This window comes from Bacteroides sp. FSHCM14E1 (assembly GCF_019633785.1).
Taxonomy (GTDB): domain Bacteria; phylum Bacteroidota; class Bacteroidia; order Bacteroidales; family Bacteroidaceae; genus Bacteroides; species Bacteroides hominis.
Genome location: NZ_JADKYL010000019.1, coordinates 22,915 through 43,171 on the forward strand (window position 1 = coordinate 22,915; position 20,257 = coordinate 43,171).

Annotated in this window: 14 protein-coding genes; 8 read left to right on the plus strand and 6 right to left on the minus strand. The window is 44.9% G+C overall.

Annotation, left to right across the window (positions count from 1 at the left end; all coding sequences use genetic code 11):
• Positions 1–24 precede the first annotated feature (24 nt).
• The 8 genes from rpe to ISX59_RS20190 all read left to right on the plus strand — a co-directional run bounded on the left by rpe (position 25) and on the right by ISX59_RS20190 (position 13,089).
• Complete coding sequence (rpe, locus tag ISX59_RS20155; RefSeq protein WP_005781503.1) at positions 25–675, plus strand: ribulose-phosphate 3-epimerase; 651 nt, start codon at positions 25–27, stop codon at positions 673–675.
• A gap of 9 nt (positions 676–684) precedes the next feature.
• Positions 685–2,784 carry a ComEC/Rec2 family competence protein gene (locus ISX59_RS20160; RefSeq protein WP_032539713.1) on the plus strand — a complete coding sequence of 700 codons (2,100 nt, stop codon included), beginning with the start codon at positions 685–687 and terminating at the stop codon, positions 2,782–2,784.
• Positions 2,785–2,834: 50 nt separating this feature from the next.
• Positions 2,835–3,866 (plus strand): bifunctional oligoribonuclease/PAP phosphatase NrnA, encoded by a 1,032-nt coding sequence (locus tag ISX59_RS20165; protein WP_005781501.1) that lies wholly within the window; start codon positions 2,835–2,837, stop codon positions 3,864–3,866.
• Positions 3,867–4,070: 204 nt separating this feature from the next.
• Positions 4,071–4,715, plus strand: a complete 645-nt coding sequence (locus tag ISX59_RS20170) for a DUF4827 domain-containing protein (protein ID WP_005781500.1) — start codon at positions 4,071–4,073, stop codon at positions 4,713–4,715.
• A gap of 36 nt (positions 4,716–4,751) precedes the next feature.
• Positions 4,752–6,140 (plus strand): phosphoglucosamine mutase, encoded by a 1,389-nt coding sequence (gene glmM / locus ISX59_RS20175; protein ID WP_005808542.1) that lies wholly within the window; start codon positions 4,752–4,754, stop codon positions 6,138–6,140.
• 181 nt (positions 6,141–6,321) lie between these two features.
• On the plus strand, positions 6,322–9,327 hold the full coding sequence (locus ISX59_RS20180; RefSeq protein ID WP_044301447.1) for a glycoside hydrolase family 2 TIM barrel-domain containing protein: 3,006 nt from the start codon (positions 6,322–6,324) through the stop codon (positions 9,325–9,327).
• Between the two features lie 39 nt (positions 9,328–9,366).
• Positions 9,367–11,676, plus strand: coding sequence for a beta-galactosidase (locus ISX59_RS20185; RefSeq protein ID WP_220576221.1), 2,310 nt, complete (start codon positions 9,367–9,369; stop codon positions 11,674–11,676).
• Positions 11,677–11,892: 216 nt separating this feature from the next.
• A complete protein-coding gene (locus ISX59_RS20190; protein ID WP_220576227.1) occupies positions 11,893–13,089 on the plus strand; it encodes a 6-bladed beta-propeller in 1,197 nt (398 codons plus the stop codon).
• Positions 13,090–13,220: 131 nt separating this feature from the next.
• On the opposite strand, the gene hydF is transcribed toward ISX59_RS20190, so the two are convergent.
• The 6 genes from hydF to ISX59_RS20220 form a co-directional block, all read right to left on the minus strand.
• On the minus strand, positions 13,221–14,405 hold the full coding sequence (hydF, locus tag ISX59_RS20195; protein WP_220576222.1) for a [FeFe] hydrogenase H-cluster maturation GTPase HydF: 1,185 nt from the start codon (positions 14,403–14,405) through the stop codon (positions 13,221–13,223).
• Positions 14,402–15,820 carry a [FeFe] hydrogenase H-cluster radical SAM maturase HydG gene (hydG, locus tag ISX59_RS20200; protein WP_220576223.1) on the minus strand — a complete coding sequence of 473 codons (1,419 nt, stop codon included), beginning with the start codon at positions 15,818–15,820 and terminating at the stop codon, positions 14,402–14,404. The genes hydF and hydG overlap by 4 nt, the downstream gene beginning before the upstream one ends.
• Before the next feature lie 12 nt (positions 15,821–15,832).
• Entirely contained in the window at positions 15,833–16,870 is a 1,038-nt protein-coding gene (gene hydE / locus ISX59_RS20205) for a [FeFe] hydrogenase H-cluster radical SAM maturase HydE (RefSeq protein WP_022011090.1), read from the minus strand.
• On the minus strand, positions 16,851–18,320 hold the full coding sequence (locus ISX59_RS20210) for a monomeric [FeFe] hydrogenase (RefSeq protein ID WP_005781492.1): 1,470 nt from the start codon (positions 18,318–18,320) through the stop codon (positions 16,851–16,853). The genes hydE and ISX59_RS20210 overlap by 20 nt, the downstream gene beginning before the upstream one ends.
• 88 nt (positions 18,321–18,408) lie before the next feature.
• Positions 18,409–19,188: a LytTR family DNA-binding domain-containing protein gene (locus ISX59_RS20215; protein ID WP_005781490.1), complete on the minus strand. Its 780-nt coding sequence runs from the start codon at positions 19,186–19,188 to the stop codon at positions 18,409–18,411.
• Complete coding sequence (locus ISX59_RS20220) at positions 19,185–20,246, minus strand: sensor histidine kinase (protein ID WP_220576224.1); 1,062 nt, start codon at positions 20,244–20,246, stop codon at positions 19,185–19,187. Before ISX59_RS20220 ends, ISX59_RS20215 begins: the two co-directional genes overlap by 4 nt.
• Positions 20,247–20,257: the final 11 nt, after the last annotated feature.

The following is a 20,257-nucleotide window of genomic DNA, read 5'->3' on the forward strand; positions in this document are numbered from 1 at the left end:
TGCTATTATTAAAATATTGATGAAATGAAACCTATTATATCCCCTTCTATCCTTTCGGCAGATTTTGCATATCTGGCAAAGGATCTTGAGATGATTAACCGTAGTGAAGCCGACTGGGTGCACATTGACATTATGGACGGAGTATTTGTTCCGAATATATCCTTTGGCTTTCCGGTGCTGAAGTATGTTGCTAAGTTGACTCAGAAACCGTTGGATGTACATTTAATGATAGTCAATCCTGAGAAGTTTATTCCTGAAGTAAAGGCATTGGGGGCGCATATTATGAATGTACATTACGAAGCATGTCCACACCTTCATCGGGTGGTGCAACAAATCCGTGAGGCCGGTATGCAGCCTGCTGTTACCATAAATCCGGCCACTCCGGTAGCTTTGTTGCAGGACATTATCCGGGATGTATACATGGTGTTGATCATGAGTGTGAATCCCGGTTTCGGAGGACAAAAGTTTATTGAGCACTCGGTAGAGAAAGTACGTGAACTTCGTGAACTGATTGAGCGTACCGGATCGAAAGCGCTGATCGAGGTAGATGGTGGAGTGAATCTGGAAACAGGTGCCCGTCTGGTGGCTGCCGGGGCGGATGCGTTGGTAGCAGGAAATGCCATTTTTGCTGCTGAGAATCCGGAAGAGACGATTCATGCCATGAAAGGGCTGTAAGGCCGGCTTGTGAGCTTCCGGTATTTACATCGATATCCATTTTTACGCCTGCTATTACCTCTGATAGCAGGCTTTCTTGTTGGTAATTATTTGTTTTTCAAGGAGGTGTATGTTCCGGATACCGTGTTGGTGGGAGTTTCTGCCGGATTGTTTTTTCTGCTGCTGGCAGTCTATTTTTCACGTCGCTATTCGTTTCGGTGGATATTCGGCAGTGTTGCCTATCTACTTGTTTTTGGGGCCGGAACCGGCGGCATGAATCAGGTTTTACAACAAACTATATATGCTTTCCCAAAACAAGAATGCGTTTATCGGGCTATCCTGACTGATTGGCCCGACGAGAAGGAACATACTTTTCTCTGTCCGGCATTTCTGACAGAAAAACAAGATTCAGTGGGAGTCGTACCGGTGAATCGGAAAGTATTGCTTTACATTTCGAAAGATTCACTCGCCGGAAGTTTACATAATGGGGACGAATTAGTATTGATGGCGCGCGTATCTCCACCTTCCAATAATGGTAATCCCGATGAATTTGATTATGCCCGTTATTTACGTTACAGAGGGATTGGAGGAGTTGCTTTTGTTGCAGAGGGAAAATGGCAGATAATCGGACACAGGATGTCCCGTTCCTTTCGGCAGATTGCATTGGACTGCCGGGACCGGATTCTGGATAAATATCGTGCTTTGAAGTTCGAACCGGATGAGTTTGCCGTACTTGCCGCGCTTACTGTTGGCTACAAAGAGGAATTAGGTGAAGATATTAGGGAGACTTATTCCGTGTCAGGGGCCAGTCATGTACTGGCACTTTCCGGACTTCATATCGGATTTTTATATATGCTGCTTCTTTTACTTCTGAAGTGGTTGCCGGGGAATGTTTGGGGGGTGAGGCTATTTCGTGCGATAGTGATAATTACTGCATTGTGGGGATTTGCTTTCATTACAGGGCTGTCCCCTTCTGTGGTTCGTTCGGTTATTATGTTTTCATTGTTGGCTTTGTCGGTCTTATCCGGGCGTACGGGTATTTCACTTAATACGCTTGCGCTGACTGCATTTATTATGCTGGCGGTTCATCCTTTCTGGCTGTTTGATGTTGGATTTCAACTCTCTTTTTCGGCTGTTACTGCCATTCTACTGATATATCCCCGGTTGTTCAGGTTGCTTCCGATTGGTAATGGAGTATTAAAAAAAGTCTGGGCATTAATGTGTGTTTCGCTTGCTGCGCAGATAGGTACAGCCCCTTTGGTATTGTTGTATTTTTCCAGATTTTCCACCCATTTCTTATTGACTAATCTGTTGGTAATTCCACTTGTGTCGGTGATTATGTATTCAGCGGTTATTCTGCTGGTGGTCAGCCCTTTTTCTCAGCTTTATACCTGGTGTGCTGTGGCGGTGAAGTTTCTTATCGATTTACTGAATGCTGCGGTTCGTTGGGTAGAGCATCTACCGTTGGCATCTATCGATAATGTTTGGATTTATCCGGCGGAAGTTCTTGCCTTTTATCTGGCTTTGTTGGCCTGTATGCGTCATATGATGGTTCGTAGTGCGAAAAGTTTGTACCTTGTAGGTGTTTGCCTGTTGGTTACAGGTAGTCTTCATTGGGCATGGAGGATGGCTGACCGACCGGTGCAGAGCATTGTTTTCTATAATGTCCGGGGATGTCCGGTTGTACATTGCATTGAGTCTCAAGGTAAATCCTGGCTTGCCTATGCAGATAGCATTCCGGATGAAAGACGGCTTTCGCGTGCGGTAACCGGCTATTGGAATCGGTTACACCTGAATACCCCGATACCCATAACAAAAGACTATCGCTCTTCCGGCTTCTGGATGCAGGACCACCTGCTTCTGTTCGGTAATAAACGTATTTGTATGGTCAGTGATAACCGTTGGCGAAACAAAACTGCCGCTGAACCGTTAAACATAGATTATTTGTATTTGTGTAAGGGCTATACAGGACGATTGGAGTCATTGGCCCAACTGTTTCATTGCCGGGAGGTTATTCTGGATTCTTCTCTGTCCGCTTATTATAAGGGAGTGTTTAGTGAAGAATGCCGTCGGTTGGGATTGCATTTTATCTCCCTTTCCGACGAAGGTTCTGTGAGGTTTTTGCTCTAAGTACAAAGATTTATCGTATTTTTGCCAACTCATATTTATACAAACAAGTTATGCTGACTAAAGTAATTGCTCAAACCCATATTGATCATTTTACTAAATGGTTTGAACGGGCCGACAAAATAGTAATCGTATCCCATGTGTCGCCTGACGGAGATGCCATTGGCTCATCGTTGGGATTGTATCATTTTCTGGATTCTCAAGATAAAATTGTAAATGTAATTGTCCCTAATGCTTTCCCCGATTTCCTGAGATGGATGCCGGGTAGCAAGGATATTTTGCTGTATGACCGTTATAAAGAGTTTGCCGATAAGTTGATTATGGAAGCAGACGTCATCTGCTGTCTTGATTTTAATGCATTGAAGCGCATTGACGAGATGGCTGATATAGTAGCTTCCTCACCGGGACGTAAAATAATGATAGATCATCATCTTCATCCCGAAGACTTTTGTCGGATCACTGTTTCACATCCTGAAATTTCTTCTACTTCCGAATTGGTGTTTCGCCTGATTTGCCGGATGGGATATTTCAGTGACATTTCCAAAGAGGGGGCTGAATGTATTTATACCGGTATGATGACAGATACCGGAGGATTCACTTATAACTCTAATAATCGTGAGATTTATTTCATTATCAGCGAACTGCTTTCAAAAGGAATCGATAAAGATGATATCTACCGGAAAGTCTACAATACTTATTCCGAAAGCCGTTTGCGTTTGATGGGATATGTATTATCGAATATGCGGGTGTATAAAGATTATAATTCTGCGCTTATATCGCTGACCAAAGATGAACAGGGAAAATTTGATTATATCAAAGGCGATAGCGAAGGGTTTGTAAACATCCCGCTTTCGATTAAGAATGTCTGTTTCTCTTGTTTCCTCCGTGAGGATACGGAAAAGAAAATGATTAAAATTTCACTTCGTTCCGTAGGTAAGTTTCCTTGCAACCAGTTAGCTGCCGAGTTTTTCAATGGTGGTGGGCATCTCAATGCGTCAGGCGGAGAGTTTTACGGTACGATGGAAGAGGCTGTGAAAGTGTTTGAACAGGCATTGGAGAAATATAAGCCGCTTCTGAAACAATGAGGCTGCGGGTTGTCGGTTACAATTTATGAATAAGGAATGACAAGTGTATAACTTCTTGTTACTTTTGACTTATAGCCCATGGCTCCTTGCTCTTCCGTTAAAAGTTGAAAGTCAAAGGTTAAAAGACTTGAACTTTCTGCTTTTAAATCTAAAGATTCGACTAATTTAAAATACATTTGTACGGAATATACATAAGATACAGAAATGAAAAAACTTCTATTGTTATTTTTTTCCTTGTTAGCCTTCGGATATATGTTCCAGGCTTGCGACAATTCGAAGACTTATGCAGAAATGCTGGATGAAGAGAAAGATGCGGTAAACGCTTTTATTAAAAAGCACGATATCCGTACTATTTCTGAGAGTGACTTTGAAGCAAACGGATATAAGACGGATACGACCAAGAATGAATATGTAGCTTTCTCAAACGGAGTCTATATGCAGATTGTGGATAAAGGTATTGTTACCGACAAACCGGAGAACGATTCTATCAAAAATAATAATATTGTAGCCGTACGCTTCGTGGAGCATGATATTAAGGCCAATGATACTACTTGCTTCAATGTAGTGCTTCCCGGTTTTGAGAACTATCCGAACTACTATACTTATCCGGATGTATTCCGTTACGTAGATAATGGAACTTCAGTAGCCGGTGTATTTACAGAGGGGTCGATGTATGCCAAATATGGTACGACGGATGTTCCTCCCGGATGGCTACTTGCTTTGAAATATGTTACCAACTATGCCCATGTGAGAATGATTGTACCTTCAAAGATGGGGCATCAGAGTGCTAACCAATATGTAAACCCCTATTTCTACGATATTCGTAAATTCCAGAAAGCATTGAACTAAAACTACTAAATAACCAATTTTCTAAAACAACAACCTATGACTCTAATCAAATCTATCTCTGGTATCCGTGGAACCATTGGCGGAGGCGCAGGCGAGGGACTGAATCCGCTTGACATTGTAAAATTCACGTCGGCTTATGCCACTTTGATTCGCAAGACATGCAAATCGAACAGTAACAAGATAGTAGTGGGCCGCGATGCCCGCATCTCGGGTGAGATGGTGAAGAACGTTGTAGTCGGTACCTTGATGGGTATGGGCTGGGACGTGGTTGATATCGACCTTGCTTCTACCCCGACAACAGAATTAGCTGTGACAATGGAAGGGGCTTGCGGAGGGATCATCCTGACTGCATCACACAACCCCAAGCAGTGGAATGCACTGAAATTACTGAACGAACACGGCGAATTTCTGAATGCAGCCGAAGGACAAGAAGTGCTTCGCATTGCTGCGGCTGAAGAATTCGATTATGCAGATGTTGATCATCTGGGTTCTTATCGCAAAGATCTTACTTATAACAAAAAACATATCGACAGTGTATTGGCGCTTGACCTGGTAGATGTAGAAGCTATCAAGAAAGCTAACTTCACTGTAGCCATCGATTGCGTAAACTCCGTAGGGGGTATTATTCTGCCTGAACTGTTGGAACGTCTGGGAGTGAAACACGTAGAAAAACTCTATTGCGAACCGACCGGTAATTTTGCCCACAATCCCGAACCTCTGGAAAAGAATCTGGGTGATATCATGAACCTGATGAAGGGGGGAAAAGCAGATGTCGCATTTGTTGTTGACCCTGACGTAGACCGTCTGGCCATGATCTGCGAGAACGGTGTGATGTATGGTGAAGAATATACATTGGTCACAGTGGCCGACTATGTACTGAAACATACTCCGGGTAATACGGTATCTAATTTGAGCTCTACACGTGCTTTGCGCGATGTGACCCGTAAATATGGTATGGAGTACAATGCTTCTGCAGTAGGTGAAGTGAATGTAGTGACCAAGATGAAGGCAACCAATGCGGTGATCGGAGGTGAAGGTAATGGTGGAGTGATTTATCCTGCCAGCCATTACGGACGTGACGCTTTGGTAGGTATCGCATTATTCCTTAGCCATTTGGCTCACGAAGGCAAGAAGGTGAGCGAGTTGCGTGCAACTTATCCTCCTTATTTCATTGCTAAGAATCGTGTAGATCTGACTCCGGAAATAGATGTAGATGCTATCCTTGCTAAGGTAAAGGAAATCTATAAGAACGAAGAAATCAATGATATCGACGGTGTGAAGATTGACTTTGCAGACAAGTGGGTACACTTGCGTAAGAGCAATACCGAAGCCATTATCCGTGTATACAGTGAAGCATCGACTATGGAGGCTGCTGAGGAAATAGGACAGAAGATTATGGATGTAATCAATGAATTGGCTAAGTAAAGATTCTAAAAAATAATAAAAGGGCTGCATTGACAACGATGCAGCCTTTTTTATGAGTTATAATGGAGTAATCTTTTAAAAATCATAAGATTGTCCATCTTTTAAGAAATAAAGTCTATTTTTTGTAAATGATATTTCTTGTTCCTTTGTACCTTCAATTAACCCTCTTATATCGTATATCATGAAATTGAGACTTTCTTTGTTTACTATAGTGGTTGGTCTATTTTTCTTGTTTTCTGCTACGTCGGCTACCGCTGCACCTTTTACCTCTTCTTCGTATCCTGCTTATACTATCCCTGTGGAACAGGAAGGAGTTCGACAGCCTGTGATACTGCTAAATGGAACCTGGCAATTTAAATATTCACCCCAAAGCAAATGGACTACAATTAAAGTTCCCGGTGAGGCAGCTATGCAAGGATATGCCATAGAACACGACAAGCCTTTTTTCTACCGGAAATCGTTTACTATTCCTGCCGATTATGCTGGAAAACGTATTATTCTCCGTTTTGACGGAGTTTACAGCCATGCTAAATTAAGTGTCAATGGGCAGTTGGTGCGCGAACATCACGGTGGATTTACTCGTTGGGAAACCGATATAACAGCACAGGCCCGTCCAGGGAAGAAAAATGAAATACAGTTGGAAGTGACCGACCGGCTGGATGAAATCTCTTATGCTTCGGGATATGCACATCACCCTGTTGGAGGGATTCTTCGGGATGTGACTTTGTTCACGTTACCTGTTACCCATCTTTACGATATTAGTGTAGAGACTCATTTGGACTCATTGTACCGGGATGCTGTCCTTCGTTTTGCCTGTACATCTGCCGGAAATGAACCTGCTGAAGTCCGGTTGCAGCTGACAGCCCCTGACGGAAAACCTGTACAACTTCCTCAGGATTGTTTTCCGTTGAAGGCAGGAGCAGAAGAACAGGTCTGGTCGCTGCCTGTTTCACGTCCGTTGAAGTGGGATGCTGAACATCCGAATTTATATACCCTGACTGTTGTACTTCTGCAGGATCGGAAAGAAATCAGCTGTTTTATCCGTAAAGTGGGATTTCGTGAAGTTAAAATAGCAGGTAATCGTATGTTGGTGAACGGACAGCCTGTGAAATTGCGCGGAGCCTGCCGGCATGATATTCATCCCACTCTGGGACGAACCACTACCGCTGAATTGGACAGCCTTGATGTACTTCTGTTCAAAGAGGCGAACATGAACTTTGTACGTACGTCGCACTATCCTCCTTCTGAAAGATTCCTGGAATACTGTGACCGTTATGGGGTGTATGTAGAGAGTGAGACTGCTGTCTGTTTTGTAGATACTTATCGGCAGAAAAACTATGCTCCCGGTAAAACACAAAGCAATCCCGAATATACTGACCGTTATCTGGGACAGTGTCAGGAGATGGTGAAGAGTTTCCGCTCTCATCCGTCTATTTTGTTTTGGAGTATCGGTAATGAGAGTGTGTATGGTACTAACTTTCAGCTTTGTTGGGACTGGGTGAAGGCAACAGACACGACTCGTCCCGTTATTTTCAGTTATCCGGGATCGGTAGACACAAAGGAGAAAATTTATGATATACTCAGTATGCACTATCAGGATGTGAACGGTAACCTTTCGCAATGGGGAATGAATACCCGCCACTTTCAGGGACATGGGATTCCTGCTCTTTTTGACGAATGGGCACATCCGGCCTGTTATACTTATTCTACTTTGCAGACTGACCCGAATATCCGTGAGTTCTGGGGAAAATCACTTGACATGATGTGGAGTGGACTGTTTGATGCGCCTGGAGGATTGGGAGGAGCTATTTGGGGATATGTAGATGAAACTTTTGCTTTGCCTGTGCCCAAGGCCGGTATTTCGTTCTGGAAAGAGTTTGCCCACACAGCCAAGCCCGAAGGCTATCAAGGTAATTGTGTAGGTTATGGTGAGTGGGGAATCGTAGATGTATGGAGACGTCAGAAACCGGAATTTTGGGCTACGAAGAAAGCGTATTCGCCGGTGCGTCTGTTAGTTGATGATATTCGTAACTTCACTTCCGGACAGCGTTTGGTGCTTCCGGTTTATAATCGCTTTGATCATACGAGCCTGAACGAACTTCAGATGAGTTATACTTATCGGGGGGTGAAGAAGAATCTTGCACTTCCGGCCATTCCGCCCCATCAGAAAGGGAGCATAGTGATCCCCGCTGACCGGTGGGAAGAAGGTGAGCATCTGTTGATTGAATTTTGGACGGCCGATGGAAGCCTGATCGACACTTACCGTCCGATACTCGGAACGGAGAAGATTGTTTTTCCACCTGTGCTTGACGGAAATAAGCTATCGGTGGAAGAAACCGGTGATTGGGTGATCATTCGTGGGGAAGGTTTTGAAATACCGTTCAGTAAAGAGACAGGGTTGATTACACAAGCCAAAGCCGGTGACCGGGTACTGATAGAAAAAGGACCTTTCCTGAACTTGTATATTAACCTGAATCATTTGACAGGAGCGGAAGTACGCAAAGCAGCTACGCGGTTTATGATTTTGGAAGAGGACTGGAAGAAAAGTGCATTCAGTTACCGGCAGGAAACAAACGGAGATGTATATATCGACCTTGCCGGAAATTATAAGGAGGTAACTGTTGATTTTTCGATAAAAATAACTCCCGATGGACAGTTGGAGGTGGATTACCTGACAGATGGAGCTCCCAACGGATTTCTGCGTGAAACAGGTTTGTCTTTCCATCTGGCAGATGCCATACAGCAGTTGGACTGGAAACGTAAAGGGTATTGGAACTATTATCCGGAAAAAGCTTTTGCTGGAAATGAAGGAAAGACTGCTTTATACATTTCGAAGCAGGCTGCTTACGGTAAAGAACCCCTTCAACCTTGGGGAGACGATACACACAACTATTATTATTGGGCAGATGCAGGAGCCAATTGCCGCTACCCGTTGACTCAAACCGCTAAGGGGATGAAAGAAAACATCTATTATTATACTCTTTCGACAGCTTCCCCTTCTATCCATCAGCTTTCGGTTTTGTCTACAGATGCTTCGGTGGCATGCCGGATCAATAAACAACCGGATGACCAACTAATCCTGTATGTCAACAATTGCTGGGATTATCCCGAAATAGCATGGGGGAATTTTTGCAAAACCCTTGAAGCGCTGCCTTGCTTCGGAAAAATAAAGATGAGGCTTAAATAATAATAATTCAATAAAACCCAAGAACAATACAATAATAACATGAAAAAACTGATTTTACTTCTCGTACTGATTTTTTCGTTGCCTGTCGCGGCGCAGAACTTTACGATCGGGAAGAATACCTTTCTTTTAAATGGCAAGCCTTTCACCGTAAAGGCTGCCGAGTTGCATTATACCCGTATTCCGGCACCTTACTGGGAACATCGCATCGAGATGTGTAAGGCATTGGGCATGAATACTATTTGTCTTTATGTGTTTTGGAACATTCACGAGCAGACTGAGGGTAAATTTGACTTTACCGGACAAAATGATATAGCAGCTTTCTGCCGTTTGGCACAGAAGCACGGAATGTACGTTATTGTCCGTCCAGGTCCTTATGTCTGCGCCGAATGGGAAATGGGCGGACTTCCCTGGTGGCTATTGAAGAAGAAAGATATCGTTCTCCGTACACTCGATCCTTACTTCATGGAACGTACAGCTATTTTTATGAAGGAAGTTGGCAAGCAGCTCGCACCTTTGCAAATTACCCGGGGAGGGAATATCATTATGGTACAGGTAGAAAATGAATACGGTGCCTATGCTGTTGATAAACCTTATGTCTCGGCGATTCGTGACATCGTGAAAAGTGCCGGGTTTACTGAGGTTCCCCTTTTCCAATGTGATTGGAGCAGTACTTTCGACCGGAATGGTCTGGACGATCTGCTTTGGACTATCAACTTTGGTACGGGAGCCAACATTGAGCAACAATTCAAACGTCTTAAGGAGGCTCGTCCGGACACACCGTTGATGTGCAGCGAGTTTTGGAGTGGGTGGTTTGATCATTGGGGGCGCAAACACGAGACTCGTCCCGCCAAGAGTATGGTACAGGGCATAAAGGATATGCTCGACCGCAATATCTCTTTCAGTCTTTATATGACACATGGGGGTACTACTTTCGGCCATTGGGGAGGTGCCAACAACCCTGCTTATTCTGCTATGTGCAGTTCGTATGATTATGACGCTCCCATCAGTGAACCGGGATGGGCTACAGATAAATATTTCCAACTGCGTGATCTGCTGGAAAACTATCTGCCTGCAGGTGAACAGTTACCGGCTGTTCCCGTAGCTTTTCCGGTCATAGAGATACCCGAGGTGAAGTTTACGCGGGTGGCTCCCCTCTTTGCCAATCTGCCGGAAGCGAAACAGAGCACGGATATACAACCGATGGAAGCTTTCGATCAGGGATGGGGAACTATTTTGTATCGGACTGTTTTACAGCAGCCTGTAGATGCCGGTACGACGATGAAGATTACAGAAGTACACGATTGGGCACAGGTTTTTGCGGATGGTAAACTATTGGCTCGCCTCGATCGCCGTCGTGGTGAATTCACTTTGCAGCTGCCGGCTTTGAAGAAAGGGACCTGCATCGATATTCTGGTAGAAGCTATGGGGCGTGTTAACTTCGATGAATCCATCCATGACCGTAAAGGTATCACTGAGAAAGTAGAACTTGTCTGTGATAAGCAAACCACGGAGTTGAAGAACTGGACAGTTTACAATTTCCCGGTCGATTACTCATTTGTGCAAGACAAAAAATATAAAAGTGGAACGGCCCAGACAATGCCTGCTTATTATAAGGCCACTTTCCATTTGGATAAAGCCGGCGATACGTTCCTTGACATGAGTACCTGGGGGAAAGGTATGGTATGGGTCAATGGTATTGCTATCGGACGTTTTTGGGAGATCGGTCCGCAACAAACACTTTTTATGCCCGGTTGTTGGCTGAAAGAGGGAGAAAATGAAATAATTGTCCTCGATCTGAAGGGACCTGAGAAAGCCTCTGTTCGCGGTCTGAAGAAACCCATACTGGATTGGTTGCGTAATGAAGGTGCTTCTACCCATCGAAAGAAAGGTGAACAACTGAATCTGAAGCAGGAAATTCCTGTTGCTACAGGTACGTTTACTCCGGGTAACGGATGGCAGGAGATCCGTTTGGATCGTCAGTATACCGGACGCTTCTTCTGCCTCGAAGCTCTTTCGGCCCAAGACGGAAAGAAGATTGCAGCCATTGCCGAACTCGATGTGTTGGGAGCAGACGGCAAACCGATTTCGCGTGAAAAGTGGCGGATACGTTATGCCGATAGCGAAGAGACACGTAGTGGTAACTGTACGGGAGATAAAGTGTTCGATCTTCAGGAATCTACTTATTGGATGACTGTTGCCCGTGATGCTTATCCGCATCAGTTGGTTATTGATTTGGGAGGTGACTATACTGTAACCGGTTTCCGCTATCTGCCCCGTGCGGAAAAAGGATACCCTGGTATGATAAAGGATTATCGGGTGTATGTCAAAGGGGAAGAGTTTCAATACTGAAACAGGAATTTCCACTGAAGATTAGGTAGATAGATTGTGAATGTTATAAGATCCAATTATAACATTCACAATTTATTACTCTATGCTGTCTGATTTCAAAATTACAGAGATGTTTTCTTGAACATATCTTTTCGGTTCATAGAAAAATATTCGGGGGAAAAATGGTAATATAATAAATGTTTTGTATCTTTGACCAAAACATAACTTTAAAACATGATGAACACAAAATCTTTTTTCATGGTTGCCATTAGCGTATTTGTTTTGGCATCTTGTAATTTAAATCAAGTCAACCAAACGGGTCTATTAACCGCTTCCGTTCGTGAAGCACTTCATTCGCCGGCAACTTTGTCTATTGCTGATGAGATAGAGTCAGTCGAATATATCCCTTTAGAAATGACCAGTGACAATGCTTCATTGATAGACGGTGTAGTCGATTTTGCCATCACAAGCAAATATATTTATGTATTGGTGGGCAAGGAAGCTCGTATCGTACTGTTCGATCGCCAAGGACACTTCTTGCGTACATTTCTTCGCCAAGGTCAAGGTCCCGATGACTTTAATGGTATGATAGGTTTTATACAGGCTGATGAGACTGATAACCGTTTCTACGTCATCGGCAATAAGGTTGGCGTATATACATTGGAAGGTACGTTTGTGGAAGACCTACCTATAAATTCTCCCATCATCTATGCTCATCACCTCGGTAGTAAGCGCATTGGCGCCATCGCCATGCCTCTTATGCCTTTCCAGGGTGGCAGTTTTGGTATTGGTATATTTCAAGAGGATGGCGAGGCGATAATCACCAAGAATGATTTCTATTCGCCGTTGGTGCCTCGAGAAGATTCAGGTTTTACATTTGGAGTAATGGGTTCACCTTCAAGTGGAAAGCAGTCTTCAGTCTTGTTTAAAACAGCCAGTAACGATACTGTTTTTCGTTTGTCGGCAGACACCATACAGCCTGTTTTAGTGGCCGGATTAGGCAATTCGGATGAAGAGGTTATTCGTGGACTCAATATTCGAGATATTAAAAAATTCCCTGCTAACGGTGATATTTTCGTAAACGATATTTTTGAGACACCTCGTCGTTTTTATTTACGCATGATGCTGAATGAGAAGTATTATGTGGCTTCGGTGGATAAACACAGTGGAGAAACAGTTGTGGAACAGTGTGATATTCCTGAGACAAGTGCTTACAACTTGGCTGATATCAATATGCAGTTAGGCATGGTAGGTAGTAAGGGGTATAACCAGTTTCCGGTATGGGGGCGTTCTTTAGGAAATAATCTGGTGCAGGTTGTGACACCTTACGAGATAGAGACGTTTGAAGAACAAACAAAAATTACTATACCACAAGAATTGCAAAAGAGAAACACGAATGAAAACCCGATTTTTATCATATATAAGATAAAATAATATTCTTAATATATCAGACTCCTTGGATAAATTCCCTGTTGTTTCAGGTTATGGTTTGATTGCACTTTTGCATCTGTAACATTGCAATAACCTTTTTTCTGAGCTAATACTATTAGGGTATTGGGGATAGCCTATTTATCTATCTGTTCTAAAATACCATTGATATATGCGATAACTATCCCATAGTTAGTCATCGGGACACCTTGCGTTTTAGCTTTGGCTATCCGGTTCAGAACATGTTTGCGGTTGAACATACATGCTCCACAATGGATAATCAGGTCGTAGCAATTCAGGTCCTTAGGGAAATCATTTCCGGAAACAATATCGATATGCAGTTGCTCTCCGATCCGTTTGCGCAACATTCGCGGAAGTTTCACTCTGCCGATGTCTTCGGACAGGGGAGCATGGGTACAGGCTTCGGCTATCAGGACACGGGAGTTTTCCGTCAGTTGGTCTATGATATACGCTCCTTCGGTATAGTAGTCAATGTCTCCCTTGTATCGGGCGAATAATACCGAAAAGGAGGTCAGCCGGCTTTGTAGTGGTTTTTTCTCGTATACGGTCCTAAAGATTTGTGAATCGGTGATGATCAGTGCAGGAGGGGCTGACAAAACATTCAGGGCACTGTCTAACTGGTCGGTAGTGCAACTCAGGGTAATGCACTTCTTGTCGAGCAATTCGCGTAGCGTCTGTACCTGTGGCAGGATGAGCCGTCCTTTGGGAGCTTGAATATCTTGTGGCATGACGAGTAGAACTACATCGCCTTTGTTAACCAGATCGCCCACAATATCCGGCTGTCCGCCCAGTTCCGGTAGTTTTTGGAGGATGGACCTGCAGATAGAATCCATGCCTGTTTTCTCTTTGGCGCTGACAATCAGAGGACGTTCTCCTGTCTGCCGTTCCAGTTCGTTGGCTGTTTCTTCCGGGTTTTCTGACAGATCGGCTTTGTTCAGTATCAGTAGATAGGAGATGCCTTTTTCTTTCAGCAGTTCTATCCATCGCTTCTCTTCGGATAACTCCGTATCACAACAAACCATCAGTGCAATGTCGGTTTTGTCCACTGCTTGCACAGTCCGTTCGATACGCAGGGACCCCAGTTCACCGTTGTCATCGAACCCGGCCGTATCAATGAATACACACGGGCCGATGCCGTGTATCTCCATCGGTTGGTATACAGGGTCGGTAGTGGTACCGGCGATATTCGATACCAAAGCAGCATTTTGATTGGTCAGTGCATTGATCAATGACGACTTGCCACTGTTTCGCTTACCAAACAGGGCAATATGCAGGCGGTTGGAGAGCGGAGTTGTTTTCAAAATCTGAAATCCCTTTCTCCCGCTGCTATTTGCTTCAGGTTTTCCAAGGCCCTTTCCCGGATTTTGGGATTGGGGATGTGTTGCATTTCTTGTTTTATCATGGCCGCTCCGCGGACTTTCGTTTCTTCCGAAGCATAATCTTCCAGATACTCCTGTAAGGTCATCAGCGCATTGGGTGAACAGCAATTGGCTATTTGCCCCGATTTGACAAGTGACATAAACCGGTCACCTGTGCGTCCCGCACGATAGCAGGCTGTACAGAAGCTGGGAATATATCCGAGTTTCAGAAGCCAGTTAACTACTTCGTCCAGTGTACGGGTATCGCTGACATCGAATTGCGCAGAATTTTCCTCCGGAGTTTCCGTTTCGGCATATCCACCTACGCTGGTCCGTGAGCCTCCGCTTATCTGTGAAATGCCCAGATCGAGTACTTTTTCACGGGTTTTTTGTGATTCGCGTGTAGAGATGATCATGCCGGTATAGGGGACGCTGATGCGAATGACCGCTACTATTTTCCGGAAGATTTCATCGGAAATAGCATTCTCGAAGTCTCCGGCATCGATGTCGTCTGCCGAACAGATACGTGGAACGCTGATGGTATGTGGTCCCACACCATAGACAGCTTCCAGGTGTTCGGCGTGCATCAGCAGGCCTACAAAATCGTAACGATATGTATTCAGTCCGAACAGGACTCCCATTCCCACATCGTCAATTCCCCCTTGCATGGCACGGTCCATGGCTTCGGTGTGGTAGGCATAGTTGCTTTTGGGGCCTGTGGGGTGCAACTGTTCATAGTTCTCTTTATGATATGTCTCCTGAAAGAGGATATAGGTGCCGATACCCGCCTCCTTCAGTTTGCGGTAATTTTCTACTGTTGTGGCGGCGATATTTACGTTCACCCGGCGGATAGCTCCGTTTTTATGATGAATGCTGTAGATGGTGCGGATAGATTCCAATATGTAGTCGATGGAGTTACGCACCGGGTCTTCGCCGGCTTCAAGTGCCAGACGTTTGTGTCCCATATCTTGCAGGGCAATCACTTCCCGGCGTATTTCTTCCTGAGTCAGTTTTTTGCGGGCGATAGTTTTGTTTTTGAGATGATACGGACAATATACACAACCGTTGACACAATAATTGGATAGGTAAAGCGGAGCAAACATTACGATGCGGTTGCCGTAGAATTTTTGTTTGATTTCTTTGGCAAGACGAAATATTTCTTCAGTCAGGTCCTCTTCAACACATTCCAGCAATATGGCAGCTTCCCGGTGGGTGAGTCCTTTGCAAGTGCGGGCTTTCTCTATCAGTTCCCGAATCAGTTTCCGGTCATTTCGGTGCGCACAGGCATACTCCAGAGTTTCAATTATTTCCTGATGGTCGATGAAGTCGGTGGCATCAGGTGAATCTACTTTATACATATCATTTATTGATTAGTCGTTATAGTCTCCCCTGCTGTAGTCGATGTGATATCCGACATCTGCCAGTTGCTTTTCCAGCAAGGCAAGTCCTTCGGCAGCTTCGGCACCGAAAGCTACTTTCTGGTCGTACAGGTCATATTTATTTCTCACAATAATGGGTGACAGATTGGGCATGACCACATTGGCTCCGGCAAGGATGCCACGTACTCTTCCATCCGGTGCCAAGCTTGCCAATGCCGTTGTCGAAGGGATCAGCGCCTGGGGGTGCATCAGCCTGAAGATGGAAAGCAGTAACAGGGTCAGTTCCACGCTGCCCGGCTTTTCGTCACAAAATGGAGTTCGCTGATGGGGAATGAAGGGGCCGATGCCAATCATTTCCGGATGAAAACTTTCAATAAAGCGGATATCTTCTATCAAGTATTCTACAGTTTGAAGAGGGCTGCCCACCATGATACCTGTTCCTGTCTGATAACCGATTCGTTTCAGCTCGTGGAGGCATTTGATACGCCTCTCGTTGGACATTTCGTAAGGGTGCAGACAATAGTAATGTCCCCTGTCGATTGTTTCGTGACGTAACAGGTAGCGGTTGGCTCCTTTCATGAAATAGCGTTCGTAGGCTTTCGATGGTTTCTCGCCGATGGATAATGTAATGGCACACTCCGGATAGCACCGGCGGATTTCCGCGATGATCTCCTCCATGTCGTAATCAGATCGTTTCGGATCTTCTCCTCCCTGAAGAACGAATGAGCGAAAGCCGAGCTTGTAGCCGTGTTCGCAGCAATCCAGAATCATTTCTTTGCTGAGGCGGTATCGGTCGGCTTGCCAATTATCTTTCCGGATACCACAGTATTTGCAATTGTTCCGGCAGTGATTACTTATTTCAATGAGTCCGCGTATGTAGACCCCTTTTCCAAAGTGTGCGTTTGCCACTTCGCGTGCCTGCAGGTTGATGTATGCCAGAGTTTCGTCATCATAATGCGATAGCAGGTGTGCAAACTCTTCGTTGGTGAGGGTGTGTTCCTCTTTTAATTTATCTATGAGTCTCTTCATATGATTCGCGGCGTTTTATCAGTTCCTGGTTCAACTGCCGGCGTCCGCCGACAGCGTCATTATGGGCGCTGGGGCCACTGATACATCCGCCTTCGCAAGCCATGACTTCGATGAATTGTCCTTGCGCTTTGCCTGTTTTGGCAGCAGCACGCAGTAAACCTATGTTTTTCTTATTCAGGTCTGAAACCTGGATGGCAGAGAATCTCTTTGCCTCTTCGCCCAGATATGCCTGAATCGCTCCCATCACGCCTCCGGCTTGTGCGAAGCCGTGTGCTTCGCGCACTGAAGTGTAGAGTACAGAGAACGGTTGTGTCTGTTCAAGCTGGATATCCAATCCTTCGAAGATGGAAGCCATTTCCTCAAAAGTGAGTATATAGTCTACACATTCGTCGCGACGGGCTTCTTTACGTTTGGCTACGCATGGGCCGATGAATACGATTTTTGCGTCCGGATGGCGTTCTTTGGCGATACGGGCGGCATAATACATCGGTGATCCGGTAGAAGAAACATAAGGCTTCATTCCCGGTATATGCTTGTTTACCAGTTCGATGTAGGATGGGCAGCAAGAGGTTGTCATGAATGGTTGTCCCTCTTCCAGCTTTTCTTTCAGTTCGGCAGCTTCGTGGCTTACGGTATCCATGGCTCCTTGAGCCACTTCGACCACATCGGCAAATCCCATTTGGCGGAGTGCACCGTATACTGCCTCGATCGATGTGTTGAATTGTCCGAGAATGGAAGGAGCGGGAATCGCAACCATTTTTTCACCGCGGCGGATACCTTCGAGCACATCAAAGGCTTGTGAGATTTCGAAGATAGCCCCGAAAGGACAAGCGTTGAGGCATTTGCCACAGTAGATGCATTTGTTTTCGTCAATGTGTTCGATACCGTTTTCGTCTTTGCTGATGGCTTTCACAGGGCAGGCTTCTTCGCAAGGTACCGGAATGAATACGATGGCGTGGTACGGGCAACTTTGATGGCATTTTCCACAACTGATACAGGCGTCATGGTCGATCTTTGCCTGTCCGTTTTTCCGGAAGCGGATAGCGTCTTTAGGACAGTTCATGTAGCAACTGCGAGCCACACAACCACGACAGAGGTTGGTTATCTCGTAATTGACCTGTACACAGGATGAACACGCCTCGTCGATGACACAGAGTATGTTTTCTTTTTGTTCGTTTTTACGCTCCAGGGCGTGACGGGCATACTCTGAAAGCGGAGTGAGTTCATCTGTTTCATCTGTCATGTCGAAGCCCAACAACGGGAACAGCTTGTATTTGTACACTGCACGCTCTTTGTGGATGCAGCAGCGTCCGAGCGGGCGTGAACGGCGTGGGCTCAGTTCAATGGGAAGTCTGTCAATTTCATTAGTCAGTTTGTTCTCTTTCCAGAGATTTACCAGTTTTGCCAGCAACTTGTGGCGTACAATCATTACGTTGTTGGTGAAAGCCATATTTGAGTATTTAGAATTAGGGTTACAAAGATACGGCTTGCAGGAGTATCCTGCAAGCTTGCATTAATATTTGTTTTTTATTCCTTAATTATTTAACACAGAACCACTCTTTAAACTCGGCTACACGTGCCTTGCTCACCAGAATCTTTTCCCCCGCAACCGGATGGCGTAGATTGATGGAGAGGCGGCTGTTGAACCAGAGGTCTATATCTTTGATAGCTTCTCGTGAAAGCAGGTATTGTCGGTTTGCGCGGAAAAAGAGTGCCGGATCCAGACATTCCGTCAACTCATCAAGAGTCTGTGGAAAGGAGTATTCCGTATTATCTGTCAGGACAGCTTTCACCTGGCAGTCTTTGATATAGAACAACATGATCATATCGACCGAAACCGGGAGTAGTTTATCCCCTTTCACTGGAATCAGGAAATGGGTTTTATAGCTTTCTTGTTTTTTTAATGAACGTATCAGTTTCAACAGTTCGTCTGTTTCCAGGCCAGCGGGTCCGGATGTGTTGGAACTGAAGAGAGATAACTTTTCCAGTGCCTGTTCTACATCTTTTCGTCCGATGGGTTTCAGCAGATAATCGATACTGTTGACTTTGAAGGCCCGTAAAGCATATTCGTCGTAGGCAGTCGTGAAAATAATGGGACATGTGATGTGGATGTGTTCGAATATCTCAAATGCCGAACCGTCCGCCAGATGGATATCCATAAATATCAATTCAGGCATAGGGTGGCTGGCAAACCATTCGATGGTGCCGGCAATGCTGTCGAGTTCCGTCACCATTTCTATTTGCGGACAGACTTCGGTGAGGAGTGAAGTCAGATTCCGTATTGCTGCTTTTTCGTCTTCAATGATAATTGTTTTCATGGGTATTTCCGGATGAGGGGTATACGAACGGTAAAGTTACTATCTTCTGTGATTTGTATTTCCTGCCGGAACAAGAGATGGTAACGTTTGTCGAGGTTAGCCAGTCCGATGCCGGTACCGGTGGCTGCTGTCAGTTTAGGTTGGATAGGGTTACTTACAGAGAGGCTGCCCTCCGGATCGGTGACGATTGTGATGGTGAGCGGACGACGGTTACTGATTTCATTGTGTTTTACAGCGTTTTCAATTAACATCTGTATCGACATAGGTGGTAGAAAATAGTCTTCAAGGTTACATTCTATGTCAATTTCGAATTGCAGGTTATCTTCAAAGCGCATTTTTAAAAGAAAGATGTAGGCCGATACAAAATCCATTTCTTCACGTAAGGTGACAGATTGAGATTCGTTGCCTTGCAATGTATAGCGTAATACGCGTGACAATTCTTGAATGTAATCTTGTGCCCGGTCCTGATTTTCACGGACGAGTGAACGCAGCGTGTTGAGCGAATTGAATAGCATATGTGGATTCAGCTGGTTTTTCAATACTTCGAACTGGTTGCGTATGTTCTCTGCCTGCAATTGTTCATTCTCAATGATTACTTGTTGTTGACGGCGGATCAGGTAGATGATGTAACAACTGCTGGTGACAAGGCATGACATGATAAAATCGCGTAATGGGTGCAGGTAGTGGTGTACCATGGCATCGATTGCGGGAATATCGAATGTTTTGTGCAGATAGACAAAACATTGTCCCAATAGGTTACTCAATATCCAGGTCAGTACAAAAGAGAGAACAATCTTTTGCCACGTGATTTTCATCGAGGTCTGATTGAAATGAAACAATCTTGTGTTGACAGCGAACAGGGCCAATAGTGAGAGGAAAGTGAAGATAATCTCGTTGGCTACATCTGCAAATTTCATGCCCGGGAAAAGGGTATGGCTCTCAAACCCGTCAAAGAGGGAGACGGATTCGGGGAAGTGGATAAGTACCGCCACAGCCATTGAAATGATAAGCGTGGACAGAAGGTATTTATCGTTATATAGAGCTCTAATTCTTTTCATGGGAACAAAGA